26 protein-coding genes are annotated in these 25736 nt (G+C 65.8%); 17 read left to right on the top strand and 9 right to left on the bottom strand.

Annotation, left to right across the window (positions count from 1 at the left end; translation table 11 throughout):
- Positions 1-129: 129 nt before the first annotated feature.
- Positions 130-1293 (bottom strand): isobutyryl-CoA dehydrogenase, encoded by a 1164-nt coding sequence (locus IB273_RS19350; RefSeq protein ID WP_151189615.1) that lies wholly within the window; start codon positions 1291-1293, stop codon positions 130-132.
- 172 nt (positions 1294-1465) lie between these two features.
- Between IB273_RS19350 and IB273_RS19355 the strand changes: the two genes are divergently transcribed.
- The gene (locus IB273_RS19355; protein WP_192224797.1) at positions 1466-2344 is read left to right on the top strand and encodes an AraC family transcriptional regulator; all 879 of its coding nucleotides are present in this window, start codon (positions 1466-1468) and stop codon (positions 2342-2344) included.
- A 1-nt stretch (position 2345) separates the two neighbouring features.
- On the opposite strand, the gene IB273_RS19360 is transcribed toward IB273_RS19355, so the two are convergent.
- Positions 2346-3593, bottom strand: a complete 1248-nt coding sequence (locus tag IB273_RS19360) for an ABC transporter substrate-binding protein (protein WP_192224798.1) — start codon at positions 3591-3593, stop codon at positions 2346-2348.
- A 209-nt stretch (positions 3594-3802) separates the two neighbouring features.
- Between IB273_RS19360 and IB273_RS19365 the strand changes: the two genes are divergently transcribed.
- Together IB273_RS19365 and ung are read left to right on the top strand one after the other, a co-directional pair.
- The gene (locus tag IB273_RS19365; RefSeq protein WP_192224799.1) at positions 3803-4366 is read left to right on the top strand and encodes a hypothetical protein; all 564 of its coding nucleotides are present in this window, start codon (positions 3803-3805) and stop codon (positions 4364-4366) included.
- A gap of 54 nt (positions 4367-4420) precedes the next feature.
- Positions 4421-5113 (top strand): uracil-DNA glycosylase, encoded by a 693-nt coding sequence (gene ung, locus IB273_RS19370; RefSeq protein ID WP_151189617.1) that lies wholly within the window; start codon positions 4421-4423, stop codon positions 5111-5113.
- A gap of 77 nt (positions 5114-5190) precedes the next feature.
- Here the strand turns inward: ung and IB273_RS19375 are convergent, their stop codons facing one another.
- The 4 genes from IB273_RS19375 to IB273_RS19390 are packed head-to-tail and all read right to left on the bottom strand — an operon-like array spanning position 5191 to position 9535.
- Complete coding sequence (locus tag IB273_RS19375) at positions 5191-6711, bottom strand: tripartite tricarboxylate transporter permease (protein ID WP_192224800.1); 1521 nt, start codon at positions 6709-6711, stop codon at positions 5191-5193.
- Positions 6712-6721: 10 nt separating this feature from the next.
- A complete protein-coding gene (locus IB273_RS19380) occupies positions 6722-7189 on the bottom strand; it encodes a tripartite tricarboxylate transporter TctB family protein (protein WP_192224801.1) in 468 nt (155 codons plus the stop codon).
- Positions 7190-7238: 49 nt separating this feature from the next.
- Entirely contained in the window at positions 7239-8216 is a 978-nt protein-coding gene (locus IB273_RS19385; RefSeq protein ID WP_081517622.1) for a Bug family tripartite tricarboxylate transporter substrate binding protein, read from the bottom strand.
- A gap of 29 nt (positions 8217-8245) precedes the next feature.
- Positions 8246-9535, bottom strand: coding sequence for an OprD family porin (locus tag IB273_RS19390; RefSeq protein ID WP_192224802.1), 1290 nt, complete (start codon positions 9533-9535; stop codon positions 8246-8248).
- Positions 9536-9821: 286 nt separating this feature from the next.
- Between IB273_RS19390 and IB273_RS19395 the strand changes: the two genes are divergently transcribed.
- Both IB273_RS19395 and IB273_RS19400 read left to right on the top strand, forming a co-directional pair.
- On the top strand, positions 9822-10493 hold the full coding sequence (locus tag IB273_RS19395; RefSeq protein ID WP_024765529.1) for a response regulator: 672 nt from the start codon (positions 9822-9824) through the stop codon (positions 10491-10493).
- Positions 10486-11892: a sensor histidine kinase gene (locus IB273_RS19400; RefSeq protein ID WP_192224803.1), complete on the top strand. Its 1407-nt coding sequence runs from the start codon at positions 10486-10488 to the stop codon at positions 11890-11892. The genes IB273_RS19395 and IB273_RS19400 overlap by 8 nt, the downstream gene beginning before the upstream one ends.
- 55 nt (positions 11893-11947) lie before the next feature.
- Here the strand turns inward: IB273_RS19400 and IB273_RS19405 are convergent, their stop codons facing one another.
- Positions 11948-12784, bottom strand: a complete 837-nt coding sequence (locus IB273_RS19405; protein ID WP_081517625.1) for an HDOD domain-containing protein — start codon at positions 12782-12784, stop codon at positions 11948-11950.
- 45 nt (positions 12785-12829) lie between these two features.
- Positions 12830-13765, bottom strand: a complete 936-nt coding sequence (locus tag IB273_RS19410) for a YgfZ/GcvT domain-containing protein (protein ID WP_192224804.1) — start codon at positions 13763-13765, stop codon at positions 12830-12832.
- Between the two features lie 170 nt (positions 13766-13935).
- Between IB273_RS19410 and IB273_RS19415 the strand changes: the two genes are divergently transcribed.
- Positions 13936-14190: a succinate dehydrogenase assembly factor 2 gene (locus IB273_RS19415; RefSeq protein WP_081517627.1), complete on the top strand. Its 255-nt coding sequence runs from the start codon at positions 13936-13938 to the stop codon at positions 14188-14190.
- Positions 14174-14626: a protein YgfX gene (locus IB273_RS19420; RefSeq protein ID WP_192224805.1), complete on the top strand. Its 453-nt coding sequence runs from the start codon at positions 14174-14176 to the stop codon at positions 14624-14626. The genes IB273_RS19415 and IB273_RS19420 overlap by 17 nt, the downstream gene beginning before the upstream one ends.
- On the opposite strand, the gene nadB is transcribed toward IB273_RS19420, so the two are convergent.
- Entirely contained in the window at positions 14595-16211 is a 1617-nt protein-coding gene (gene nadB / locus IB273_RS19425) for an L-aspartate oxidase (protein WP_151189624.1), read from the bottom strand. The genes IB273_RS19420 and nadB overlap by 32 nt on opposite strands.
- 461 nt (positions 16212-16672) lie before the next feature.
- Here nadB and rpoE point away from each other — a divergent pair, with 461 nt between their 5' ends.
- From rpoE to era, 10 genes are all read left to right on the top strand, one after another.
- Entirely contained in the window at positions 16673-17257 is a 585-nt protein-coding gene (gene rpoE, locus IB273_RS19430; protein WP_017516654.1) for an RNA polymerase sigma factor RpoE, read from the top strand.
- 31 nt (positions 17258-17288) lie between these two features.
- A complete protein-coding gene (locus tag IB273_RS19435; protein WP_081517630.1) occupies positions 17289-17873 on the top strand; it encodes a sigma-E factor negative regulatory protein in 585 nt (194 codons plus the stop codon).
- A 21-nt stretch (positions 17874-17894) separates the two neighbouring features.
- Positions 17895-18839 carry a MucB/RseB C-terminal domain-containing protein gene (locus tag IB273_RS19440; RefSeq protein ID WP_151189625.1) on the top strand — a complete coding sequence of 315 codons (945 nt, stop codon included), beginning with the start codon at positions 17895-17897 and terminating at the stop codon, positions 18837-18839.
- Positions 18836-19306 (top strand): SoxR reducing system RseC family protein, encoded by a 471-nt coding sequence (locus IB273_RS19445; protein ID WP_192224806.1) that lies wholly within the window; start codon positions 18836-18838, stop codon positions 19304-19306. The genes IB273_RS19440 and IB273_RS19445 overlap by 4 nt, the downstream gene beginning before the upstream one ends.
- A 36-nt stretch (positions 19307-19342) precedes the next feature.
- Positions 19343-20773: a DegQ family serine endoprotease gene (locus IB273_RS19450; RefSeq protein ID WP_081517633.1), complete on the top strand. Its 1431-nt coding sequence runs from the start codon at positions 19343-19345 to the stop codon at positions 20771-20773.
- A gap of 147 nt (positions 20774-20920) precedes the next feature.
- Positions 20921-22720, top strand: coding sequence for a translation elongation factor 4 (lepA, locus tag IB273_RS19455; protein WP_045210230.1), 1800 nt, complete (start codon positions 20921-20923; stop codon positions 22718-22720).
- Between the two features lie 5 nt (positions 22721-22725).
- Entirely contained in the window at positions 22726-23580 is an 855-nt protein-coding gene (gene lepB, locus IB273_RS19460) for a signal peptidase I (RefSeq protein ID WP_081517634.1), read from the top strand.
- Positions 23581-23722: 142 nt separating this feature from the next.
- Positions 23723-24100 carry a DUF4845 domain-containing protein gene (locus IB273_RS19465; RefSeq protein ID WP_081517635.1) on the top strand — a complete coding sequence of 126 codons (378 nt, stop codon included), beginning with the start codon at positions 23723-23725 and terminating at the stop codon, positions 24098-24100.
- Positions 24097-24789 carry a ribonuclease III gene (gene rnc, locus IB273_RS19470; RefSeq protein WP_017517395.1) on the top strand — a complete coding sequence of 231 codons (693 nt, stop codon included), beginning with the start codon at positions 24097-24099 and terminating at the stop codon, positions 24787-24789. The genes IB273_RS19465 and rnc overlap by 4 nt, the downstream gene beginning before the upstream one ends.
- Complete coding sequence (gene era / locus IB273_RS19475) at positions 24782-25723, top strand: GTPase Era (protein WP_081517636.1); 942 nt, start codon at positions 24782-24784, stop codon at positions 25721-25723. The genes rnc and era overlap by 8 nt, the downstream gene beginning before the upstream one ends.
- Positions 25724-25736: the final 13 nt, after the last annotated feature.

Consider the following 25736-nt stretch of genomic DNA (forward strand, 5'->3'; position numbering starts at 1 on the left):
TCGGTGTCGCCAGCGGGCGGGCGTATGGGCATGGACTCTAGGCGTGCGCGGCAGGGCGAGTCCATGTCCGATCTGTTCGATTGCGTCCGCGTGGGCGGGCGGTTTTTCCAGTGATTCGTTGCGGCCGGGTCAGAGCAGGCGGTCCAGCATTCCGCCCTGTTCCAGCAGGCGCCGGGCGACGATGACCCGCATGATCTCGTTGGTGCCCTCGAGGATCTGGTGCACGCGGCTGTCGCGCACCCAGCGCTCCAGCGGGTAGTCGTTGAGGTAGCCGTAGCCGCCGTGCAGCTGCAGCGCCTCGTTGCACAGGGCGAAGCAGCGGTCGGTGGCGAAACGCTTAGCCATGGCGCAATACAGGGTCGCCTCGCCGTCCTTGTGGTCCAGCTTGTGCGCGGCCAGGCGCACCATCTGCCGGCTGGCGGTGAGATCGGTGAGCATGTCGGCGAGCTTGAACTGCAGGGCCTGGAACTCGGCCAGCGCCTTGCCGAACTGCTTGCGCTCCTCGACGTAGCGCAGCGACTGCTCCAGCGCCGCCTGGGCCGCGCCGAGGGAGCAACTGGCGATGTTCAGGCGGCCGCCGTCCAGGCCCTTCATGGCGTAGACGAAGCCCTGGCCCTCCGGGCCGATGCGGTTGCCGGCGGGGATGCGCACGCCTTCGAAGGTGATGGTGCGGGTCGGCTGCGCCTTCCAGCCCATCTTGTCCTCGTTGCGGCCGTAGCGGATGCCCTCGGCGTTGGCCGGCACCAGGAAGCACGAAATGCCCTTGGCGCCTTCCTCACCGGTGCGCGCCATGACGATCAGCACGTCGGTGGAGCCGGCGCCGGAAATGAAGGTCTTGGCGCCGTCGAGTACGTAGTCATCGCCGTCGCGTTTGGCGCGGGTGCGCAGGCGCGCGGCGTCGGAGCCGGCGTCCGGCTCGGTCAGGCAGTAGGAGGCCAGCAGCTCGCCGCCGATCAGCCCCGGCAGCCACTGCTCCTTGAGCGCGGCGTCGCCGAAGCTTGAGAGCATCCAGCTGGCCATGTTGTGGATGGTCATGTAGGCGGTGGTGGCGACGCAGCCTGCGGCCAGTTGCTCGAAGATCAGCGAGGCGGACAGGCGCGACAGGCCCAGGCCGCCGTCTTGCTCGGCGATGTACAGGCCCAGGTAGCCCTGTTCGGCGGCGCGGCGGATCACTTCCACCGGGAAGTGGTGCTGGCGGTCCCAGTCGGCGGCGTGGGGCGCCAGTTCGCGGCTGGCGAAGGCGCGGGCGCTCTCCACCAGCAGGCGTTGTTCTTCGGACAGATCGAAATGCATGCAGCTACCTCTGTTTGTTCTTGTCGGCTACCGCTTCGCGCTCGTGGCGCGCGCTTATTGGGCTCTTGGGTAAAGAGTCCTTCGGTTATAGCCGTTGCGCCATCGGCTGTGGATTGACGATCTTGTGCTGGGGATGGACGATCTTGGTATTGCCGATCCCGGATTCGTGCCCATGTCCCGTCCACTGATCTCTACCTGGCCGCTGCCGCAGCAGGGCGTGCGCTTCATCACCCCGCCACGCCTGCGCCGCGCGCTGGATCGCCATCCGCTGGGCCAGGCCTGCTATCCGCTGGCGCTGGGCTACTACCCGGCAGCGGTAGGGCATCGCATGGAGCGGGAAGACCCGGACGATCACCTGCTGATCTACTGCAGCGCAGGGCTCGGCTGGCTGGAAACGGCGGATGGACGATTCGAGGTCGCCGGCGGTGATCTGCTGGTGCTGCCCAAGGGCCGCGCCCACGCCTATGGCGCCGACCTGCAGCAACCCTGGTCGATCTTCTGGGTGCACCTGGAAGGCCGGCTGGCCGAGGACTTTCTGCGCCCGCTGGGCAAGTTGCCGCGCCTGCGCGTGGGCGTGCAGCCGCGCATTCTCGGTGAGTTCGATGCGCTGTTGGCGCTGCGCCGGCAAGGCCTGAGCCTGCCGCACTTCATCCATGCCGCCCACCTGCTGCAGAGCCTGCTGACCTCGCTGGCCCTGCGCCCGGCGCGGGCGCGGCTGAAGTCCGGACGGGTGCTGGACGTGGAGGCGGTGCAGGCGATGATGCGCGAGCACCTGCACGATGCGCTGAACCTCGACGAGCTGGCGGCGCAGTTCCGCCTGTCGCGCTTCCACTTCGCCAAGACCTACCGCGCGCTGACCGGCCAGGCGCCGATCCAGGACTTCATCCGGCTGAAGATGACCCACGCCTGCCGGCTGCTCGACCAGGGCAACCTGGAAGTACGCCAGGTGGCTGAGCAACTGGGCTACGCCGACCCGTACTACTTCTCGCGGCTGTTCAAGAGCGTGGTGGGCATGGCGCCCAGTCACTACCGGGCGCTGCACACCGGCTGAGTCATTGCAGGGTCAGCGGCTTGCCTGCGGCGCTGCGTTCGGCCTGCCATTCGGCGAGGGAGGGGGCCGCCTCGGGGCCGTCCATGTGCTCGACGATCTCGAAGTAGTCCTGGTGCAGCGGGCTGCGCATCACCTCGTCGCGCGGCTTCACCTTCACCACGTAGACACGCTGGATGTTCTGGTGGTCGAAGTCGCGCCATTGCTGCTCGCCCTTGAGCAGGCTGTAGCGATGGCCTTCCAGCGCCTTGACCAGCGCGTCGCTGTCCAGGCTGCCGCTGCGCCGGGCGGCGTCGGCCCACTGGTAGACGATGCTGTAGGCCGAGGCGGCGGAGCTGGCGGGGTAGACGCCGTAGCGCTGGGTGAAATCGCGCACGAAGGCCTGGCCGCGCGCCGAGCCTTCGCGCTCAGGGACCTGCCAGGTCCAGGGTTCGGTGCCGATCACGCCCTGCATCAGGCCGGGCCCGGCCAGCTCGACCATGCTCTGGGTGAGGTTGGGCGCGATGATCTGGTGGTTGCGCGTCAGGCCCAGTTCATCGGCGATACGCATGGCATGCACCAGGTCCTCGCCGAACAGCGCCAGGACCAGCACGTCCGCCTTGCTCGCAGCCGCCTGGGTCAGCGCATCGCGGTAATCGGAAAGGCGTGCGCCGGGAAAGGGCACCTTGATCGACGGGTGCCGGGCGGCGTCTTCGGTGCCGGTGTAGTGGCGCAGCGAGCTTTCGGTGGTCAGGCCCCAGGTGTAGTTGGCGGTGACGTAGAAGTAGCGCTTGCCCGGCAGCGTGCGGCCCAGGTAGTTGCCCAGCGCGCGGGCACTCATCCAGGCGCTGTTGCACTCGCGGAACATGTAGCGCTGGCCGTCCTTGCCGGTGGTGTCGTTGGAGTAGGTGAGGGTGCCGAAGTACAGCAACTTCTTCTGCGCCGCCCGTTCTCCGGCGGCGATGGCTACCGCGCTGGAGGCGCCGCCGAAGAACATCGCCGCACCGTCGGCGGCCATGGCGTCGATATTGCGCAGGGCTTTTTCCGGGCGCGAGGCGTCGTCCTTGCTCAGCAGATGCAGCGGCCGGCCGAGCACGCCGCCCTGGGCGTTGATCTCGTCGATGGCCAGCAGCGCGCCGCGCATCTGCGTGAGGCCTTCTTCCTTGTAGGAGCCGGTGCGGGGGTAATTGAGGCCGAGGTTGATCGGTTCGGCGGCTTGCGCCAGGCAGCTGAAGGCAGCCACCAGCGAGAGTGCGGCAGTCAGAAAGCGCATGTTCGTTCCCTGTTGTTTTTATTGGCGGGTGAAGCGAAGAGGGGACTGTGCACAGACTGGCCGGCCACTCCCATTGGCCTTTGGTCGAATCCGGACGTGGTCGATGGACGCAGGATGGCGCGCGGCGTCGCCTGCGCTGGCGTGCTCGACCGTGCGCGCAGCGGCGGGGCTCGCTAGTCTGCGCCGATGACAAGAAGAAGGACTGCCCCATGTTGCCCGTGATCGCCGAACTGCTGCTCACCCTGGCCTGCACCATCGCCGCCTGTCTCGCCCTGCGCGAGCAGATGGGCTGGCGCGCGCTGGGCTTCCTGTCCATGGGTATCGCGGCGCTGCTGGGCGCGCTGGAGTATGGAGGCGTCGTGGCATTGTCTGAGGCGCATCATTTGGCGAGCGTGGTGTCCGGCGCCGTAGGCCTGCCGTTGATCGCGCTCGGGCGTCTGTCCGGCGGGCCCGGCCGGCAAGTGATGGTGCTGGTGATCGGCGTGCTGCTGGTCTTCCTGGCGCAGCTCTCGCTGGTGAGCAACCTGATCGCCTTGCTGGTCATCGCCTGGCCCGGTCGCTCCCGGCGCTATGCGCTGGCGCTGCTTGGCGCGTTGCTGTTCATCGGTAGCGGCCTGCTGATCGGCACCCGTGGCGAACTGGCCGGCGTGCCGCGCCGCGAGCTGTTCCACCTGGGGCTGACGGTCGCCGTCGCAGCTTGGATTCTGGCTGGCCTGGGCAGTGGTGCACCGCGCTTGCCGGGCTCCTGGGCGGTGCGGCACAAGTCGCCTTGACTTGGCCGGGGCGCTTGCTTAGCGTGCCGGTTCGTTTCACCAGGCAGACGCACCATGACCCACGACGACCGGATCAAGCTGGAACCCAGCTGGAAAGAAGCCCTCCATGAGGAGTTCGAAAAACCCTACATGAAGCAGCTGGGCGAGTTCCTGCGCACGGAGAAGGCCGCCGGCAAGGTGATCTTCCCGCCCGGCCCGCTGATCTTCAACGCGCTGAACACCACGCCGCTGGAGCGCATCAAGGTCGTCATCATCGGCCAGGACCCGTACCACGGCCCGGGCCAGGCCCATGGCCTGTGCTTCTCGGTGCAGCCGGGCGTGCCGACGCCGCCGTCGCTGCAGAACATCTATAAAGAGCTGCAACGCGACCTCAACCTGCCGATCCCCAGCCACGGCTACCTGCAGCACTGGGCCGAACAGGGCGTGCTGCTGCTCAACACCTCGCTCACCGTCGAGCAGGCCCGCGCCGGCTCCCACGCCCAGGCGGGCTGGGGCCCGTTCACCGACAAGGTGATCGAAGTGGTCAGCCAGCGCTGCGAGAACCTGGTGTTCCTGCTTTGGGGTTCCCACGCACAGAGCAAGCAGAAGCTGATCGACGCGCAGAAGCACCTGGTGCTCAAGTCCGCGCACCCGTCGCCGCTGTCGGCGTACCGCGGCTTCCTCGGCAACGGCCACTTCAGCCGCACCAACAAGTTCCTCGAACAGCACGGCCTGACGCCCATCGACTGGTCGCTGCCGCCGCTTTAACCGCCCCAAAAAAGAGGCCCGCACAAAGGCGGGCCTTGAAAGTCGCCGCGCGTCTCGACGCGGCGAGCGTGGTTGCTTTACGCGGCGTCAGCCACGGCATCGCGAGAGCGGCGGGCGCGCTTGCGCCAGGCGCGGTAGAGCGGCAGGCCAAGCATCAGGGCGACCAGTGCCCAGGTGCCGATGGCGATGGGGCTGGACCAGAGGATGCCCAGTTCGCCGTTGGAGATGGACAGCGCGCGGCGCAGGTTCTGTTCCATCAGCCCGCCGAGGATGAAGCCCAGCAGCAGCGGCGACAGCGGGAAGTCGAGCTTGCGCAGGATGTAGCCGAGGATGCCGATGGCGACCATCAGGAACAGGTCGAAGGTGGTGGCGTGCACGGCGTAGACGCCGATGGCGGTGATGATTGCGATGCCCGGCACCAGCGCCCAGTTCGGCACCGAGAGGATGCGGGTGAACACCCGCACCATCGGCACGTTGAGGATGATCAGCATGACGTTGGCGATGAACAGCGAGGCGATCAGGCCCCAGACGATGTTCGGCTGTTCCTGGAACAGCAGCGGGCCGGGGGTGATGTTGTACAGGCTGAGCGCGCCGATCATCACCGCGGTGGTGCCCGAACCGGGGACGCCGAGGGTCAGCATCGGCACCAGGGCGCCGCAGGCGGAGGCGCCGATGGCGGTTTCCGGGGCCGCCAGGCCGCGCAGGTCGCCCTTGCCGAACTTGCCGGTGTCACCGGCCAGTTTCTTCTCGGTCATGTAGGCCACGGCGCTGGCCAGGGTCGCACCGGCGCCGGGCAGCACGCCCATGATGAAGCCGAGCAGCCCGCAGCGGACGTTGACCACGGCCACCGAGGCGGCTTCCTTCATGTTGAACAGCATGCGCCCGCTGGCCTCGACCATCTTGTGGCCGTGGTGGGTCTTCTCCAGCAGCAGGAGGATCTCGCTCACCGAGAACAGGCCCAGCACCAGCACGACGAACTGGATGCCGTCGGAGACGTGGATGTTGTCGAAGGTGAAGCGGTACACGCCGCTGTTGGCGTCGATCCCGACGCTGGACAGGAACAGCCCGAGCAGCGCCGCCAGCAGGGTCTTCAGCGGCCGGTCGCCGGCCAGCCCGCCGAGGGCGACGATGGCGAAGACCATCAGTACGAAGTATTCCGCGGGGCCGAAGGCGATGGCCCATTTCGCCAGCAGCGGGGCGAACAGCACCATGCCGCAGGTGGCGATGAAGGCGCCGATGAACGAGCTCCAGGCCGACAGCGACAGGGCCACGCCAGCCAGGCCGTTGCGTGCCATGGGGTAGCCGTCGAGGGTGGTCATCACGGTGGAGGCTTCGCCGGGAATGTTCAGCAGGATCGAGGAAATCCGCCCGCCGTATTCGCAGCCCAGGTACACGGCGGCCAGCAGGATCAGCGCCGACTCCGGCGGCAGGCCGAGGGCGAAGGCGACCGGGATCAGCAGCGCCACCCCGTTGATCGGGCCCAGGCCCGGCAGCAGGCCGACGACGGTGCCGATCAGGGTGCCGATCAGCGCGGTGATGAGGTTGTACGGGCTCAGGGCGACACCAAAGCCCTGTCCGAGATAGCTCAAAGTTTCCATGACGAGTTCCTCAGAGCAGGGGGTCGAGGATGCCCAGCGGCAGCGGGACGTCCAAAGTGCGGTCGAACAGCACGTAGAGGCCGATGGCGAGCAGCGTCGCGGTGACCACGCTGGCCACCGGGCGGCCGCCGTAGATCAGCGCGATGAAGGTGCCGATCATCGCGCTCGCCGGGATGAAGCCCAGCGGCTCGAACAGGCCGGCATACACCGCCAGCAGCACGACGCAGAGCACCACCTTGCCCAGTAGCGCGCCTTCCAGCGCGGGTTCGTCTTCCTCGCGCTTGATTGGCGTGGGACGGGCGATCAGCCAGGCCAGGCCCACGGCCATCAGGCCCAGGCAGAGCAGCGGGTAGGCGCGCGGGCCGACCGGTTCGTAGGAGAAGGGCGCCTGGAGCTGCCAGGCGATCAGGGCGAAGGCGACGCAGGCGAACAGCCAGGCGCCGGCGAACAGCCGCTGGAAGAGGCTGGTACGGGACATGGGAAGTCTCCTGGCGCCGCCTTCGCGGAAGACGGCGCCGCTCGGGGCGTTACTGGATGAGGCCGAACTCGCGGGCCAGCTGCTTGTACTGGGCGACCTGCTGCTTCACGTAGGCGTCCAGTTCCGGGCCGGTCATGGCGAAGGGGAACAGCTCGCGCTGGTCGCGCAGCCTGGCGAAGTCTTCCGAGGCCAGCAGCTTGTCGAAGGAGGCCTTCCAGAACTGGTAGTCCTCTTCGCTCACCTTCGGCCCGACGTAGAAGCCGCGCACCACTGGCCAGACGATGTCGAAGCCCTGCTCCTTGGCGGTCGGGATGTCGGCCATGCCTTCATCCTTCAGGCGCTCCTCGGAGAACACCGCGAGGATGCGCATCTTGCCCGCGCGGATGTGTGGCATGGAGTCGGAGATGTCCGTGCTGCCCACCTGGATGTGCCCGCCCAGCAGCGCCGTGGCGATCTCGCCGCCGCCTTCCAGCGCGACGTAGCGCAGCTGCTTCGGGTCGATGCCGGCGGCCTTGGCGATCAGCGCGGTCTGCATCCAGTCCTGGCTGCCGACGGTGCCGCCGGAGCCGATCACCACCTTGCCCGGGTCGGCCTTGAGCGCGGCCACCAGGTCGCCGAGGTTCTTGTACGGCGAGTCGCTGGGCACCGCGATGGCCCCGTAGCTGGTGCCCACGGCGGCCAGCCACTTCACGGCGTTCTCGTCGAAGCGGCCGAACTTGCCCTGGGCCAGGTTCAGCAGCGAGCCGCTGGAGAAGGCGGTGATGGTGTTGCCGTCGGCCGGACGCTGGGCGACCACCGCGTTGTAGGCCACGGCGCCGACGCCGCCGGGCATGTAGGTGACGCGCATCGGCTTGGTCAGCAGCTTCTCGTCCACCAGGGCGCTCTGCGCCAGCTTGCAGGTGAGGTCGAAGCCGCCGCCGGGGGACGCCGGGGCGATGCATTCCGGGCGCTTGGGCTCGGCCATCAGTTGGCTGGCGGCGAGCAGGGTGGCGCCGGCGAGGGTCAGGTTGCGCAGGACGGTGGTCATGGTGCGATGCCTCTCTTGTTGTTGTCGGTTTACCAGATCGCCAGGGAGTAGCTGAGGTAGATACGCGTCTCGTCGGCGTCCCGCGCGAAGCTGGAACGGTAGGTGGCGTTACGCACGCGCACCGCGACGTCCTTGAGCGGGCCGCTCTGGATCACGTACTTGATGTCGGTGTTGCGCTCCCATTCCTTGCCGTGACCGTCCATGCCGTTGATTTTGGCATTGTCACCGCTGATGTAGCGATTCATCAGGGTCAGGCCGGGGATGCCGAGGCCGGCGAAGTCGTAGTCGTGGCGGACCTGCCAGGAGCGCTCGTCGGTCTCGGCGAAGTCGCCGACCTGGACGAAGTTGACGAGGTAGGGGTTGCTGCCGTCGATGTAGGGGAAGGCGCTGTCGCCGCTCATCTGCTGCCAGCCGAGGCTGAACTTGTTGGCTCCCAGGGCGTAGCCGAGCATGCCGTTGAAGGCGCGGTTGTCGATCTCGCCGCCGCGCGCCTCGCCCTGGTCATCGCTGATGGCCAGGCGCACATCGGCGCTGAATTTTCCGGGGCCCAGCGGGTAGCTGGCGAGCAGGCCGACGAAGTGCTGGCGGTAGACCTCGTCCAGCTGCGCGTAGTGGTAACGGCCGGTGAGGTTGTCGGTGAACTGGTAGTCGCCGCCGGCCAGGTCGTAGTGCTTGCCCTCGGCGCTGCCACCGGAGAAGCGGCGGTTCTTGTTGTTCAGCGCCAGGTCGGTGTAGTCGGTGGAGTCGCGGTCCTTCACTTTCTCCAGGCGCCCGCCGGTGAAGTTCAGGCCCGGCAGGTCGGTGGAGTTGAGCAGGCCGCCCTCGAAGGTCTGCGGGAACAGGCGGCTGTCGTTGGGCTGCAGGGTCGGCAGGTCGGGGATCAGGCTGCCGATCTTCAGTTCGGTCTCGGAGGCCTTGAACTTGGCGGTAAGACCCAGCTTGCTGTACTCGTCGGCGGCGCGGCCGTCATCGTGGGTCGGCAGCAGGCCGGTGCCGGTGCGGTCCGGGGAGGAGTCGAGCTTCAGACCGAGCATGCCCATGGCGTCGAGGCCGACGCCGATGGTGCCAGGGGTGTAGCCGGACTGGAAGTCGAGGATGAAACCCTGCGCCCATTCTTCGCGCTTGGACTGGCCGGCGCCGTCGCGGAAATCACGGTTGAAGTAGATGTTCTGGGTGCTGAGCGTGGCGCTGCTGTCTTCGACGAAGCCGGCGGCTTCGCACAGCGGGGCGACTCCGGCGAAAGCCAGCAGGGCGGGAGTCAGACAGCGGGAGTTGGGCTTGGAAAAAGCCGGTGCAGCCAAAGGCCGGGCGGTGGGCATCTGTGGTCTCCGTTCTTGTTGTTGTCGCGAAAGGGCACCACGCCGCCTTCCGCTCTGTTGACGGTCTTTGCCGTCGTCGAGTCCGCTGCTCCCGCCGTTGCGCCTGGGCAGTCGGCGCTGAAATATTCGGGGTCGGGAGGCGGCTCGTTGGCGATGCTAACGGGCTAAGCTTTCGCCAGGCTTTCAGTCGCCTTTCGCAGTGATTTCAGCGAATTTCCCCCATTCACAGTGGCGCGCGGATGGGTAAACTGCCGGCCCGAACCTGTAGTCCGAGGGGTAGAAACGCGTGCGAATCCTCCTGGTTGAAGACCATCCGCAACTCGGTGAAAGCGTCGCCCAGGCGCTCAAGGGCGCCGGCTGGACCGTGGACCTGCTGCAGGACGGCGTGGCCGCCGACCTGGCCCTGGCCAGCGAGGACTACGCGCTGGCGATCCTCGATGTCGGCCTGCCGCGGCTGGATGGCTTCCAGGTGCTGGCGCGTCTGCGTGAGCGCGGCAAGACCCTGCCCGTGCTGATGCTCACCGCCCGTGGTGAAGTGCGCGACCGTGTGCACGGCTTGAACCTGGGCGCCGACGATTACCTGGCCAAACCCTTCGAACTCACCGAGCTGGAAGCACGGGTGAAGGCCCTGCTGCGCCGCAGTGTGCTGGGTGGCGAGCAGCAGCAGCGCTGTGGCGAGCTGGTCTACGACCTCGGCGCGCGGCGCTTCACCCTGGCCGAGCAGGCGATGAACCTGACCTCCCGCGAGCAGGCCGTGCTGGAGGCGCTGATTGCCCGTCCGGGGCGGGTGATGAGCAAGGAGCAGTTGGCGGCGCAGGTGTTCGGCCTGGATCAGGACGCCAGCGCGGACGCCATCGAAATCTACGTCCACCGCCTGCGCAAGAAGCTCGAAGGCAGCTCGGTGCGCATCGTTACCTTCCGCGGCCTGGGCTATCTGCTCGAGGCCCAGGATGGCTGAACGGCGCTGGGTGCTTCCCGGCACGGGCAGCCTGCGCGGGCGCCTGCTCTGGCGCCTCGGCGGGCTGCTGCTGGTGCTGCTGCTGATCGGTAGCGCGGCCACCTACTGGCGTGCCCGGCACGCGGCCGACATCGCCTATGACCGCACCCTGCTGGCGTCGGCGCGGGACATCGCCGACGGCCTCTACGCCAGCGACGGCACCCTGCGCGCGAACGTGCCCTACGTGGCGCTGGACAGCTTCGAGTACGACAGCGCCGGGCGCATCTTCTACCAGGTGATCGATCCGCAGGGGAAGATGATCTCCGGCTACGAGAATCTGCCGGCGCCACTGCCGACCACGCCGCGCACCGACGATTACCCGGCGCTGGCCAAGTTCTACGACGCCACCTACGAAGGGCAGGGCGTGCGGGTGGTCAGCCTGCTGCAGCCGGTGAGCCAGCCGACGGTCAACGGCATGGCGGAAATCCGTGTCGCCGAAACCATGGGCGCCCGCGAGCGGCTGGCGCGCAACCTGCTCGCCGATACCCTGCTCAACCTCGCGTTGTCGGCCATCGCCGCGCTGATGATGGTCTGGTACGCGGTGAGCGCCGGCCTGCGCCCGCTGGATCGTCTGCGTGAGGCGGTGGAGGAGCGCCAGCCGGACGATCTGCGGCCGTTGCCGGAAGTCCGCGTGCAGAAGGAGCTGCGCCCGCTGGTAGCGGCGCTCAACCACTTCACCGTGCGCCTGCGCGGGCTGTTCGACCGCCAGTCGCAGTTCATTGCCGAGGCGTCCCACGAGCTGCGTACCCCACTGGCAGCGCTCAAGGCGCGGCTGGAGCTGGGCCTGCGCGAGCAGGACCCGCAGCAATGGCGGGCGACGCTGGTCGACGCCGTGCAGAACACCGACCGGGTGACCGGGCTGGCCAACCAGCTGCTGTCCCTGGCGCGGGTGGAAAGCGGCGCTCGCGCCATCGCCGAAGGTGCGGGGGAGCGCCTCGAGCTGGGCCAACTGGCCCGCGAACTCGGGCTGGCGCTGGCGCCGCTGGCGTACTCACGCGGCGTGGCGCTGGCACTGGAGGCGGACGAGCCGGCCTGGGTGAAGGGCGATCCGACCCTGCTCAACGAACTGCTCAGCAACCTGGTGGATAACGCCATTGCCCATGCCCCGGCGGACGGCAACGTGATCATCCGCGTGCGCTCGCCGGCTGAGCTGGAGGTCGAGGACGACGGCCCCGGCATCCCGCCGGAGGAACGCGACAAGGTGTTCCGCCGCTTCTACCGCCGCCGCCAGCAGGGCACCGGGCTGGGCCTGGCCATCGTCGGCGAGATCTGCAGCGCGCATCGTGCGCGCATCGAGCTGGGCCAGGGCGAGCTGGGCGGGCTGCTGGTGCGGGTGACCTTCCCGGCGGAGATCGCCTGAGCCATAAAAACGAAACCCGCCGGTAAGGGCGGGTTTCGGGTGGTACGGCGCGAACTTACTGCAGCATGCTCATGGCCGCTTCCATGGCGGCGGAGAGGTCTTCGTCTTCCTTCACGTCTGCCTTCGGGTCCAGGCCCAGTTTGGCGAAGGCCGGAATGGTCGCCCAGTCCAGTTCGGTGTAGGGGTGCTGGCTGCCCAGGTAGCTCTGCAGGGTGGCGACCTGGACGATGTCCACGTAGTCGACCTTGGCCGAGTCGCGGCTGAAGTCCAGGTGCTGGCCCGGCACGGCGGCGATCGGCGCCGGGAAGTCCCAGGCCTTGAGGATGCGGTCGCCGATGACCGGGTGGATGCGCTCGATCACATGGTTGAGGCTGATGGAATCGGCCAGCAGTTCGCTGTGCTCCTCGGCGTAGGTGAGGATCGGCAGCACGCCGATCTGGTGCACCAGGCCGGCCAGGGTCGCCTGATCCGGCGCCAGGCGGGTGTAGTGGCGGCACAGCGCGTGGCAGATGCCGGCGATCTCGGTGCTCTTGTTCCACACCTCGCGCATCTTGCGGTCGACCACGTCGGAGGTGGCCTGGAACATCTGCTCCATGGCAAGACCGGTGGCCAGGTTGCAGGTGTAGTTGATCCCCAGGCGGCTGATCGCCATCTGCAGGTCGGTGATTTCCTTGTTGGTGCGCAGCAGCGGGCTGTTCACCACCTTGATGATGCGCGCGGTCAGGGCAGCGTCGTTGCCGATCACCTTGGCCAGATCCTGGATGCTGATGTCCGGGTCTTCCGCCGCTTCACGGACGCGCAGGGCGACTTCCGGCAGCGTCGGCAGCACCAGCTCATCGTTGTCGATGGCCCGCAGCAGTTCCTGTTGTACTTTTTCGGCAAGCTTGCTCATGAAGTGTCCTTCAGGGAAAGCCGGGCTCCCCGCCCGGCACGAAATTCAGCGCTGGATCTCGCGGTCGCTGTCCAGAACGTAAGGCAGGTCCAGCAGACGCAGGGGCTGGTCCTCGCCCAGGCGCACGTTGCCGTCGGCAGCGGCGTCGTCCTGCAGCACGGCGAGCAGCTCCACGCCATCGGCTGCGCGGGCGGCCAGTACCACTTCGCCGACGCTGGTGGAATGCACCGGCGAGAACAGCTCGCGGCCCGGCTCCGGCAGTTCGGCGCCATCGAGTTTCAGGCGCTGCAGGCGGCGCTTGAGGCGGCCCAGGTACTGCATGCGCGCGACGATTTCCTGGCCGGTGTAGCAGCCCTTCTTGAAGCTCACGCCGCCTACGGCCTGCAGGTTGATCATCTGCGGGATGAACAGCTCGCGGGTGGCGCCGAACACCTGGCCGACCCCGGCGCGAACCTGGCCGAGCAGCCAGTCGTTGAGTTCGGCGTGGGGCAGGTGGGTCTGCAGCAGGTCGGCGATGGTGGCGGCGCGTTCGGCCGATGCCCAGAGTTCGACGCGGCCCTGGCCGAGACCGATGGCGATCAGGCCCTCGACCCGCGCTACCTGGTCGGCTTCGCCGGAGAGGCTCAGGCCCAGTTCGGCGAGGACAGCGTCCGCACCGCTCAGGCCGAAGCGCGCCCACTGGGTGCTGTCATCGGAGAGGGTGGCCTTGGAGAACACCGCGTACTTCTTCAGGTCCGTCAGTTGGCTGTCCAGCAGGTCGTTGGCCATGGCCAGCAGGAAGCCTTCGCCTTCGGCGAGGATGCGGAAGCTGGAGGTCATGCGGCCCTTGGGCGTGCAGCGGGCACCGAGGCTGGAGTATTCGGCGTTCAGGTAATTGAGGTTGCAGGTCAGCTGGCCCTGGAGGAATTTGGCGGCGTCCGCGCCACGGACGGCGAGAATCCCTTCGTGATTGAGTTCGGTGTAGAAAGCAGAGTCGGTCATCACGATTCGCTGGAAGAAAGTTAGGGGCCTCATGATAGAGCTCAGGCCCAGCCTTGTCAGCGGGTGCCGGGTGAGCCGAGCATGCGTATAATGCCGCTCGGCTCGCGCCGTCCGTCGACTTCGCGAGCGTTCCGATGTATTTGCTCGCAGTTATTCGAGGGAACCCGCAGATGAACGACGAAACCGAACTCAAACGCCTTTTCTGGCACAGCCGCCGCGGCATGCTGGAACTGGACGTCCTGCTGGTGCCTTTTGTCCAGGAAGTCTACCCAGGCCTGTCCGCCGACGATCAGGCGCGCTTCCGCAAGCTGCTGGAGTGCGAGGACCAGGACATGTTCGGCTGGTTCATGCAGCGCGGCGAGCCGGAAGATGCCGACCTGCGCATCATCGTTCGCATGATCCTGGACCGTGTCCAGCCGAAGTGACCCCTTCGAGTGCCGCTGGCAGCCGTCCATCGGTTTGCTGGCGGCCTACCTCGCCGCGCAATGCTGCGCCGTCCTGCCGCTGCTGCTCGCGGAAATTCCCCTTCACTGGAAAACGCTCGGCCTGAGCCTCTGCCTGCTGCATGCGTGCCGGGTTGTGCCTGGGCGGATTCTATTGCGCGCGCCGGATTCGGTGCGTGCGCTGCGCCACAACGCCGAGGGCTGGCAGTTGTGGAGCGAGCGGGAAGGGTTTCAACCCGTGCAGTTGATGCCGGACAGCTTGGCGCTGCCCTCGTTGATCGTCCTGCGTTTCCGTTGTCCTGGTGACTGGCTGGCGCGCAGCGTCTGCGTACCTTCCGACGCCTTGGCGCCGGAGTTGCACCGGCGCCTGCGGGTGCGGCTGCGCTTCAGTCGCAATAGGTGGACGGCGCCAGGATAGTGTCGCGGGCCTCGGGCAACAGGTCCGGATAGTCCAGCGTGTAGTGCAGGCCGCGGCTCTCGTGGCGCTGCATGGCGGAGAGGATGATCAGTTCGGCCACCTGGGCGAGGTTGCGCAGCTCGATCAGGTCGCGGCTGACCTTGTAGTTCGAGTAGAACTCGTCGATCTCGTCCAGCAGCAGGCGAACCCGGTGCTGGGCGCGCGCCAGGCGCTTGTTGGTACGCACGATGCCCACGTAGTCCCACATGAAGCGCCGCAGCTCGTCCCAGTTGTGGGCGATGATCACGTCCTCGTCCGAATCGGTCACCTGGCTGGCGTCCCAGCAGGGCAGGGCGACCAGCGTCTGCGCCTTGGGCAGTTCGGCGAGGATGTCGGCGGCGGCGGAGCGGGCGTAGACGAAGCACTCCAGCAGCGAGTTGCTGGCCATGCGGTTGGCGCCGTGCAGGCCGGTGAAGGTGGTCTCGCCGATGGCGTAGAGGTTCGGTACGTCGGTGCGCCCCTGGGAATCCACCAGTACGCCGCCACAGGTGTAGTGCGCCGCCGGCACCACCGGGATGGGCTCGCGGGTGATGTCGATGCCGAAGTCCAGGCAGCGCTCGTAGACGGTGGGGAAGTGCTCGCGGATGAACTCGGCCGGCTTGTGGCTGATGTCCAGGTAGACGTAGTCGATGCCCAGGCGCTTCATCTCGTGGTCGATGGCGCGGGCCACCACGTCACGCGGGGCGAGTTCTCCCAGGGCGTGGAAGCGCGGCATGAAGCGCTCGCCATTGGGCAGTCGGAGCAGGGCGCCTTCGCCACGCAGCGCCTCGGTGATCAGGAAACTCTTGGCCTGCGGGTGGTACAGGCAGGTCGGGTGGAACTGGTTGAATTCCAGATTGCCGACCCGGCAGCCGGCGCGCCAGGCCATGGCGATACCGTCGCCGGAGTTGCCGTCGGGGTTGCTGGTATAGAGGTAGACCTTGCTGGCGCCGCCCGAGGCAAGCACGGTGAAGCGCGCGCTGAAGGTGTCGACTTCGCCGGTCGAGCGGTCCAGTACGTAAGCGCCCAGGCAGCGTTGACCGTCCATACCCAGTTTCTGCTCGGTGATCAGGTCGACGGCGACCCGTTGCGACAGCAGTTCGATGTTCGGCCGCTGGCGGGCCTGTTCCAGCAGGGCATTGAATATCGCGGCGCCGGTGGCGTCGGCAGCGTGGATGATCCGCCGATGGCTGTGGCCGCCTTCACGGGTCAGGTGGAACTCGAAACTGCCGTCCTCGCGGCCCGGCTCATGGTCGCGGGTGAAGGGAACGCCCTGCTCGATCAGCCACTGGATGGCCTCGCGGCTATGCTCGACGGTGAATTTCACCGCGTCCTCGCGGCACAGGCCGGCGCCGGCGACCAGGGTGTCCTCGACGTGGGACTCCACGGTATCGGTGTCATCCAGCACGGCGGCAACGCCACCCTGGGCCCAGAAGGTGGAGCCCTGGGAGAGTTCGCCCTTGCTCAGCACGGCGATCTTCAGGTGCGAAGGCAGCGTCAAAGCCAGCGTCAGGCCGGCGGCCCCGCTGCCGATCACTAGGACGTCGTGCTGGAAATGCTGACTCATACCCGGCTCCACAAAATGGCGCCCTAGTATATAGAAGGGGGCCACGGCACAATACTGGCGAACCGATGACACCGAAGGCGCGTGAGGTGGGGCGGCAGTCGCAGGGCGGGAAGCTTTCTTCCCCGCTCAAGCCGGTCCGGCAGGCGCCAGGGGTTGCGTCGAAGTCATTGAACGATCACGGCAAATCACCGGAACTTTTTCAGGCGTTCCGGTTCGAACGCGGAATACCCAATCAACTTTGCGCGCAGATTGACATTGCGCGGAAGGGGAGCGGGTGTTCCGCCCGGTGCAGTTGAATTTGACGGGCTTCGGACGCATGTCGGGGTCCGATTGCCGCAAATGTGAAAAAACTGTGCGGCGCATGCTTGGAGGGGAGAACTTTTGCAAAAGACCCGAGTCTATCTTGGCAGGACGATTTACCAGGGTGCTCGAAGCTCCTCCAGGTTTTCAGAGGAGCATTCATGCTAACCCAGGAACAGGATCAGCAACTGGTTGAACGGGTACAGCGCGGAGACAAACGGGCATTCGACCTGCTGGTGCTGAAGTACCAGCACAAGATTCTGGGTCTCATCGTGCGATTCGTGCACGACGCGCAGGAAGCCCAGGACGTTGCACAGGAAGCATTCATCAAGGCGTATCGCGCCTTGGGCAACTTCCGGGGCGACAGTGCCTTTTATACCTGGCTGTACCGTATCGCCATCAACACCGCGAAGAACCATCTGGTTGCGCGCGGTCGGCGGCCGCCGGACAGCGATGTCACGGCAGAGGACGCGGAGTTCTTCGACGGCGATCACGCCCTGAAGGACATCGAGTCGCCGGAAAGAGCCATGCTGCGGGATGAGATCGAGGAAACCGTCCATCGCACCATCCAGCAGCTGCCCGATGATTTGCGCACGGCCTTGACCCTGCGCGAGTTCGAAGGCCTGAGTTACGAAGATATCGCCACCGTGATGCAGTGTCCGGTGGGGACCGTCCGCTCACGGATATTCCGTGCGCGGGAAGCGATCGACAAAGCTTTGCAGCCTTTGTTGCATGATGAAGTCTGATACAGCGGCAGAAGCCAAGAGAGGTACCGCTATGAGTCGTGAAGCCCTGCAGGAGTCGCTGTCCGCGGTAATGGATAACGAAGCGGATGAGCTTGAGCTGCGGCGTGTGCTTGCAGCCTGCGGCGAGGACGCCGAATTGCGGGCCACCTGGTCCCGTTACCAACTGGCCCGTGCAGTGATGCACCGCGAGCCGGCCATGCCCAAGCTGGACATTGCCGCCGCCGTGTCCGCCGCGCTGGCCGATGAAGCCGCACCGGCGCCGCGCAGCCGCAATCCGTGGCGCAACGTCGGCCGCCTGGCCGTCGCCGCCTCGGTGACCCTGGCTGTGCTGGCCGGTGTACGCATGTACCACCAGGATGACAGTGTCGCCAACGGCCTTGCCCAGCAAGGTGCCACTCCGCAGATCGCCCTGCCGCAAGTCCAGGGCCCGGCGGTACTGGCAGGCTACACTCAGGACGAGGCGCCGCAGGTGATCACCAATGCCCAGGGCGGGCAGACCACCTGGCATGAGCAGCGTCTTCCGGGTTACCTGCGTCAGCACGCGCAGCAGTCCGCCGTCAGCGGCACCGACAGCGCCCTGCCTTATGCACGCGCCGCGAGCCTGGAAAGCCGCTGATTTGCGACCTTAAGGAGCGACATGCGCGCGACGACAGCACTGTTGTTCTTCCTCGGCGGTCTGCTGGCATTGCCAGTCCAGGCCGCCGATGCGTTGGACTGGATCAAGCGCCTCTCCGAGGCTGATCAGCAACAGAACTTCCAGGGTACCTTCATCTACGAACGCAGCGGAGCCTTCTCCACCCACGATGTCTGGCATCGTGTGGAGAGTGACGGCTCGGTGCGCGAGCACCTGGTCCAGGTCGATGGGCCGCGCCAGGAAGTGGTGCGCGTCGATGGCGCCACCCAGTGCGTGGGTGGAGGCATGTCGGGGCAGGCGTCGACCGGCGAGATGTGGCCGGCACGCAAGCTCAACCCTGCCGATCTATCTACCTACTACGACGTTCGCGTCGCCGGCGAGTCGCGTATTGCCGATCGTCCGGCGGTGGTGCTGGCGGTGATCCCGCGTGACCAGCATCGCTATGGCTTCGAGCTGCACGTGGACAAGGAGACGGGCCTGCCGCTCAAGTCCCTGCTGCTCAATGACAAGGGCCAGATCATCGAGCGCCTGCAGTTCACCCGCATCGACATGGCAGCGCCGGATGACGGCGAGTTGCAGGCGAGCGCGGCCTGCAAGCCGGTGAAGGAAGCCAAGGTTGCCCAGGTGAAGACCAACTGGCATTCGGAATGGGTGCCGCCGGGCTTTACCCTGAACAGTACGCTGCAGGAGCGCAGCCCGGTCTCCAATGACCAGGTCCTGTGCCTGGCCTATGGCGACGGACTGGCGCGTTTCTCGGTATTCCTCGAGCCGCTGCACGGCGCCAAGGTCGATGATGCCCGCACCCAGCTGGGCCCGACCACCGTGGTGTCGAGGCGGTTCGCCAGTGAAGATGGCGGCACCATGGTGACCGTGGTCGGCGAGATACCCAGTGGCACGGCCGAGCGCGTGGCGTTGTCCATGCGGCCAACGGGAGCCCAGCCACAGTGATCCATGAGCGGGGAAGAGTGGTTGCGGTCGAGTCTGGAGCGGTCCAGGTCGAAACGCTGCGCCGCTCCACCTGCTCGGGATGTTCGGTCAACGCCGGTTGCGGCCAGGGTCTCCTGGAGCGGCTGGGGGTTTCCCAGGGACGCAGCCGAGTGCGAGCGCTCATCTCGCCGAACCTGGCTTCATCGAGTCTTAAGCCTGGCGATGAAATCCTGCTGGGCGTGGATGAAGACCTTCTGCTGAAAAGCGCCCTGCTTTTCTATCTTTCCCCGCTGATCGGGCTGTTCGCGCTGGCGCTACTGGCGGCGCGCCTCGATCTGGGGGAACCTCTCATCATCGTGGCCGGGCTGGCGGGTTTCCTGCTGGCCTGGCTGCTGGTGCGTCGCCATGCGCGACGCCATGCGGATGATCCGGCGATGCAACCGGTTGTGCTGCGTGCGCTGGTCGGTGGGCCGCCCGGCCCTGTTTAGTGATCTTCCCAATCAACATCACGGGAGCTGTAGTCAATGCAAACCCTGAAACGCAGCATGGCTGCGCTGGTCGCCCTGCTGGCCCTGAGCCTGTCGGTCACCGCGCGGGCTGAACTACCGGACTTCACTCCGCTGGTCGAGAAGGCCTCGCCGGCGGTGGTCAACATCAGTACCACCCAGAAACTTCCCGACCGCTCCAACGCGCAGATGGGCATTCCGGACCTCGACGGCCTGCCGCCGGGCCTGCGCGAATTCTTCGAGCGCAGCATTCCCCGCGGCCAGGGTGGTCAGGGTCAGGCGCCCCGTGGCCAGCAGCGCGAGGCCCAGTCGCTGGGTTCGGGCTTCATCATTTCCGATGATGGCTACATTCTCACCAACAACCACGTGGTGGCCGACGCCGACGAGATCCTCGTACGCCTGTCCGACCGCAGTGAGCACAAGGCCAAGCTGGTCGGTGCCGATCCGCGCAGCGACGTGGCCGTGCTGAAGATCGATGCCAAGGGCCTGCCGACGCTCAAGCTGGGCGATTCCGACAAGCTGAAGGTCGGCGAGTGGGTGCTGGCCATCGGTTCGCCGTTCGGCTTCGACCACTCGGTGACTGCCGGTATCGTCAGCGCCAAGGGCCGCAGTCTGCCGAACGAAAACTACGTGCCGTTCATCCAGACCGACGTGGCGATCAACCCGGGCAACTCCGGTGGTCCGCTGCTGAACCTGCAGGGCGAAGTGGTGGGTATCAACTCGCAGATCTTCACCCGTTCCGGCGGCTTCATGGGCCTTTCCTTCGCGATCCCGATCGATGTGGCGCTGAACGTCGCCGATCAGCTCAAGGCCGGCGGCAAGGTCAACCGTGGCTGGCTGGGCGTGGTGATCCAGGAAGTGAACAAGGACCTGGCCGAATCCTTCGGTCTCGACAAACCGGCCGGCGCGCTGGTCGCGCAGCTGGTGGAAGACGGCCCGGCGGCCAAGGGCGGCCTGCAGGTGGGTGACGTGATCCTGAGCCTGAACGGCCAGACCATCAATGAATCCGCCGACCTGCCGCACCTGGTGGGCAACATGAAGCCGGGCGACAAGGCGTCCCTGGAAGTCATCCGCGACAACAAGCGCCAGACCCTGAGCCTGACCATCGGCAGCCTGCCGGACGACGACGATGCCGTCGCCGCAGTCGAGGGCAAGGGTGCCGAGCGCAGCAGCAACCGCATGGGTGTGACCGTGGCGGAGCTGACTGCCGAGCAGCGCAAGTCCCTGGATATCAAGGGCGGCGTGGTCATCAAGGAAGTGCAGGGCGGTCCGGCGGCCATGATCGGCCTGCGTCCGGGCGACGTCATCACTCACCTGAACAATCGCGCGGTGGATTCCTCGAAAACCTTCAGCGAGATCGCCAAGGCGCTGCCGAAGGATCGTTCGATTTCCATGCGCGTGCTGCGTCAGGGCCGTGCGAGCTTCATCACGTTCAAACTGACCGAGTAAGGTCGGCGCACCAGAAAAGGGCGACTCCGGTCGCCCTTTTTCATGCCTGACCGTCCGGCGCGGCGTGACGCATCAGGCTGTAGTCAGGTAAACTCCCCCGCTATTTTTCGGCGGACCGCCGCCTTCAGCCTTCCGAGTGTGTTCGCCGTGAGTGACCTGAGTCATATCCGCAATTTCTCCATCATCGCCCACATCGACCATGGCAAGTCGACGCTGGCAGACCGCTTCATCCAGATGTGCGGCGGCCTGTCCGACCGCGAGATGGAGGCCCAGGTACTGGACTCCATGGACCTGGAGCGTGAGCGCGGCATCACCATCAAGGCGCACAGCGTCACCCTTCACTACAAGGCGAAGGACGGCAAGACCTACCAGCTGAACTTCATCGACACCCCCGGCCACGTCGACTTCACCTACGAAGTCAGCCGTTCGCTGGCCGCGTGCGAAGGCGCGCTGCTGGTAGTGGATGCCGGCCAGGGCGTGGAAGCGCAGTCGGTCGCCAACTGCTACACCGCCATCGAGCAGGGCCTGGAAGTGATGCCGGTCCTGAACAAGATGGACCTGCCGCAGGCCGATCCGGACCGCGTGAAGGACGAGATCGAAAGCATCATCGGCATCGACGCCACCGACGCCGTGGCCTGCTCGGCCAAGAGCGGCATGGGCGTGGAAGACGTGCTGGAGCGCCTGGTCACTGCCATTCCCGCTCCGGAAGGCGAGATCGACGCACCGCTGCAGGCGCTGATCATCGACTCCTGGTTCGACAATTACCTGGGCGTGGTCTCGCTGGTGCGTGTGAAGCACGGCCGCGTCAAGAAAGGCGACAAGATCCTGGTGAAGTCCACCGGCAAGGTCCACCAGGTGGACAGCGTCGGCGTCTTCACCCCGAAGCACACCGAGACTCCGGACCTCAAGGCCGGTGAAGTGGGCTTCATCATTGCGGGCATCAAGGACATCCTCGGCGCGCCGGTGGGCGATACCCTGACCCTGAACAACACCCCCGACGTGGACGTGCTGCCAGGCTTCAAGCGCATCAAGCCGCAGGTCTACGCCGGCCTGTTCCCGGTCAGCTCCGATGACTTCGAGGACTTCCGCGAAGCGCTGCAGAAGCTGACCCTGAACGACGCCGCGCTGCAGTACGAGCCGGAAAGCTCCGAGGCCCTGGGTTTCGGCTTCCGCATCGGCTTCCTCGGCATGCTGCACATGGAGATCATCCAGGAGCGCCTGGAGCGCGAATACGACCTGGACCTGATCACCACTGCACCGACCGTGATCTTCGAGATCGTGCAGAAGAACGGCGAGATCCTCTACGTCGACAACCCGTCCAAGCTGCCCGACCTCTCGTCCATCGACGAGATGCGCGAGCCGATCTGCCGCGCGACCATCCTTGTGCCTCAGGAGCACCTGGGCAACGTCATTACCCTGTGCATCGAGAAGCGCGGCGTCCAGCGCGACATGCACTTCCTCAGCGGCCAGGTCCAGGTGATCTACGATCTGCCGATGAACGAAGTGGTGCTGGACTTCTTCGACCGCCTGAAGTCCACCAGTCGCGGCTATGCTTCGCTGGACTACAGCTTCGACCGCTTCGAGCCGGCCAACCTGGTTCGCCTCGATGTGCTGATCAACGGTGAGAAGGTCGATGCCCTCGCCCTGATCGTCCACCGCGACAACGCCCCGTACAAGGGCCGTCAGCTGGTGGAGAAGATGAAGGAATTGATTCCGCGGCAGATGTTCGACGTCGCGATTCAGGCGGCCATCGGTGGGCAGATCATCGCCCGCTCGACGGTCAAGGCGCTCAGGAAGAACGTGCTGGCCAAGTGCTACGGTGGTGACGTGAGCCGTAAGCGCAAGCTGCTGGAGAAGCAGAAGGCCGGTAAGAAAAGGATGAAGCAGGTCGGTAGCGTGGAGATTCCGCAGGAAGCCTTCCTCGCTGTGCTCAAAGTGGACAGTTGAACCCTATGACCCTGAATTTCCCGCTGTTGCTGGTGATTGCCGTTGCGGTATGCGGCGTTCTCGCCCTGGTGGACCTGGTGCTGTTCGCACCGCGCCGCCGGGCGGCCATTTCCGCCTATGAAGGTTCGGTCGGCGAAGCTGACCCGGAAGTGCTGGAGAAACTGAACAAGGAGCCGGTGCTCGTCGAGTACGGCAAGTCGTTCTTCCCGGTGCTGTTCATCGTGCTGGTGCTGCGTTCGTTCCTGGTCGAGCCCTTCCAGATCCCGTCGGGTTCGATGAAGCCGACCCTGGAAGTGGGCGATTTCATCCTGGTGAACAAGTTCGCCTACGGCATCCGCCTGCCGGTGCTGGACACCAAGGTGATCCCGGTGGGTGACCCGCAACGTGGCGATGTCATGGTGTTCCGCTATCCCAGCGATCCGAACATCAACTACATCAAGCGTGTGGTCGGTGTTCCTGGGGACACCATCCGCTACACCAGCGACAAGCGCCTGTTCATCAATGACCAGGCCGTAGCCGAGTCGCTGGTGGGCGAGGAGCCGGGCACCCTGGGCAGCGTGACCCTGTACCAGGAGAAGCTGGGCGCCGCGGAGCACATGATCCGCAAGGAAATGACCCGCTTCCGCATCGAGCCGGGCAAGCAGTGGAAGGTGCCGGCCGGCCATTACTTCATGATGGGCGACAACCGCGACAACTCCAACGACAGCCGCTACTGGAACGATCCGAAGATTCCGAAGGACCTGCTGGGCATGGTTCCGGACCGCAATATCGTCGGCAAGGCCTTCGCGGTCTGGATGAGCTGGCCGGATCCGAAGATGCGCAATCTGCCGAATTTCTCGCGAGTTGGTGTGATTCACTAGACTGGTGAGACGTTCCAGGCCTGCAGGGCTGGATCGGTGCTGGAAAAGGGCGGGGCTGCACGCGGGGAGCGAGGCGGCCCCGCTTCACTTGGACCCGCCGTGGTTGGCGGGCAAATAAGAAAGATACCGACATGAGGTCGATATGACGTACGCACGTTCGCAGAAGGGAATGTCGTTGCTGGGTTGGCTGGTGGTGCTCGCCGTCGTGGCGTTCCTGGCCAGTGCCGCGTTCAAGATCATTCCGCATTACCTGGACTATTACGCCATCGAGAAGGCCATCACCTCGGTTGAGACCGACAAGGCCGCCGAAGTGCGCACTGTTCCGGAGTTCTACTCCTATGTGGACAAGGCACTGATGCTCAACAACATCCGCGACCTCAAGCTGGATGACGCGCTGGACGTGAAACTCGAGAACAACGAATTCCGCGCCCACCTGAAATACGAAAAACGCGAGCCACTGGTACAGAACATCGACCTGGTGGTCAAATTTGACAAAGAATTCCGTGTACGAATGCCGTGAGTAACAACAGTCTGGATCGACTCGAGCGCAAGCTTGGCTACACCTTCCGCGACCAGGACCTGATGGTCCTGGCGCTGACCCATCGCAGTTTCGCCGGGCGCAACAACGAGCGCCTGGAGTTCCTCGGTGACGCCATCCTCAACTTCGTCATCGGCGAAGCCCTGTTCACCCACTTTCCCCAGGCCCGCGAAGGCCAGCTGTCGCGCCTGCGCGCGCGACTGGTGAAGGGCGAGACCCTGGCCCTGCTGGCCCGCGGTTTCGAGATCGGGGATTACCTGCGACTGGGCTCGGGCGAGCTGAAGAGCGGCGGTTATCGCCGCGAGTCGATCCTGGCTGACGCCATGGAGGCGCTGATTGGCGCCATCTATCTGGACACCGGCATGGATTCCGCCCGTGAGCGGATCATGGACTGGCTTGGCCCGCAATTGCGCGAGCTGACCCCGGTGGATACCAACAAGGACCCCAAGACCCGCCTGCAGGAGTTCCTGCAGTCCCGTGGGTGCGAATTGCCGCGTTACGACGTGGTGGATATCCAGGGCGAACCGCATTGCCGCACTTTCTTCGTGGAGTGCGAGGTGGCCCTGCTGAACGACAAGACCCACGGTCACGGCGGCAGTCGCCGCATCGCCGAGCAGGTGGCAGCCGCCGCCGCACTGGCAGCCCTGGGCGTGGAGAATGGCCATGAGTGAGCACGAGCAAGACCAGCACGACCCATCCGAGCATGATGAAGCAGGAGCCGTTCGTTGCGGTTACGTCGCCATCGTCGGCCGCCCCAACGTCGGCAAGTCGACCCTGCTCAACCACATCCTCGGGCAGAAGCTGGCGATCACCTCGCGCAAGCCGCAGACCACTCGCCATACCCTGCTGGGCATCAAGACCGAGGGTGACGTGCAGGCTGTGTATGTCGACACCCCTGGCCTGCACAAGGACAACGACAAGGCGCTGAACCGCTACATGAACCGTTCGGCCAGCGCCGCGCTGAAGGACGTCGACGTGGTGATCTTCGTTGTCGACCGCAACCGCTGGACCGACGAAGACCAGATGGTCTACGACAAGGTCAAGTACGTGAGCTGCCCGGTCCTGCTGGCGGTGAACAAGGTCGACCGCATGGAAGACAAGGGCGAGCTGCTGCCGCATCTGCAGTGGCTGGCCGAGCAACTGCCCAACGCCGAAGTCGTGCCGATTTCCGCCCAGCACGGGCAGAACCTCGATGTGCTCGAAGGCCTGGTGGCCGAGCGCCTGCCGGAGAATGACCACTTCTTCCCGGAAGACCAGATCACCGACCGCAGCAGCCGCTTCCTCGCCGCCGAACTGGTGCGCGAGAAGATCATGCGCCAACTGGGCGCCGAGCTGCCGTACCAGGTTGCCGTGGAGATCGAAGAGTTCAAGCAGGACGGTCCGATCCTGCACATCCACGCGCTGATCCTCGTGGAGCGCGATGGCCAGAAGAAGATCATCATCGGTGACAAGGGTGATCGCATCAAAAGCATCGGCCAGAACGCCCGCAAGGACATGGAGGTGCTGTTCGACTCCAAGGTCATGCTCAACCTCTGGGTGAAAGTGAAAGGCGGCTGGTCCGACGACGAGCGCGCACTGCGTTCGCTGGGCTACGGCGACCTCTGACCTTCAGTGCCCC

Source organism: Pseudomonas sp. PDM19, from assembly GCF_014852215.1.
In the GTDB taxonomy this organism is placed as follows: domain Bacteria; phylum Pseudomonadota; class Gammaproteobacteria; order Pseudomonadales; family Pseudomonadaceae; genus Pseudomonas.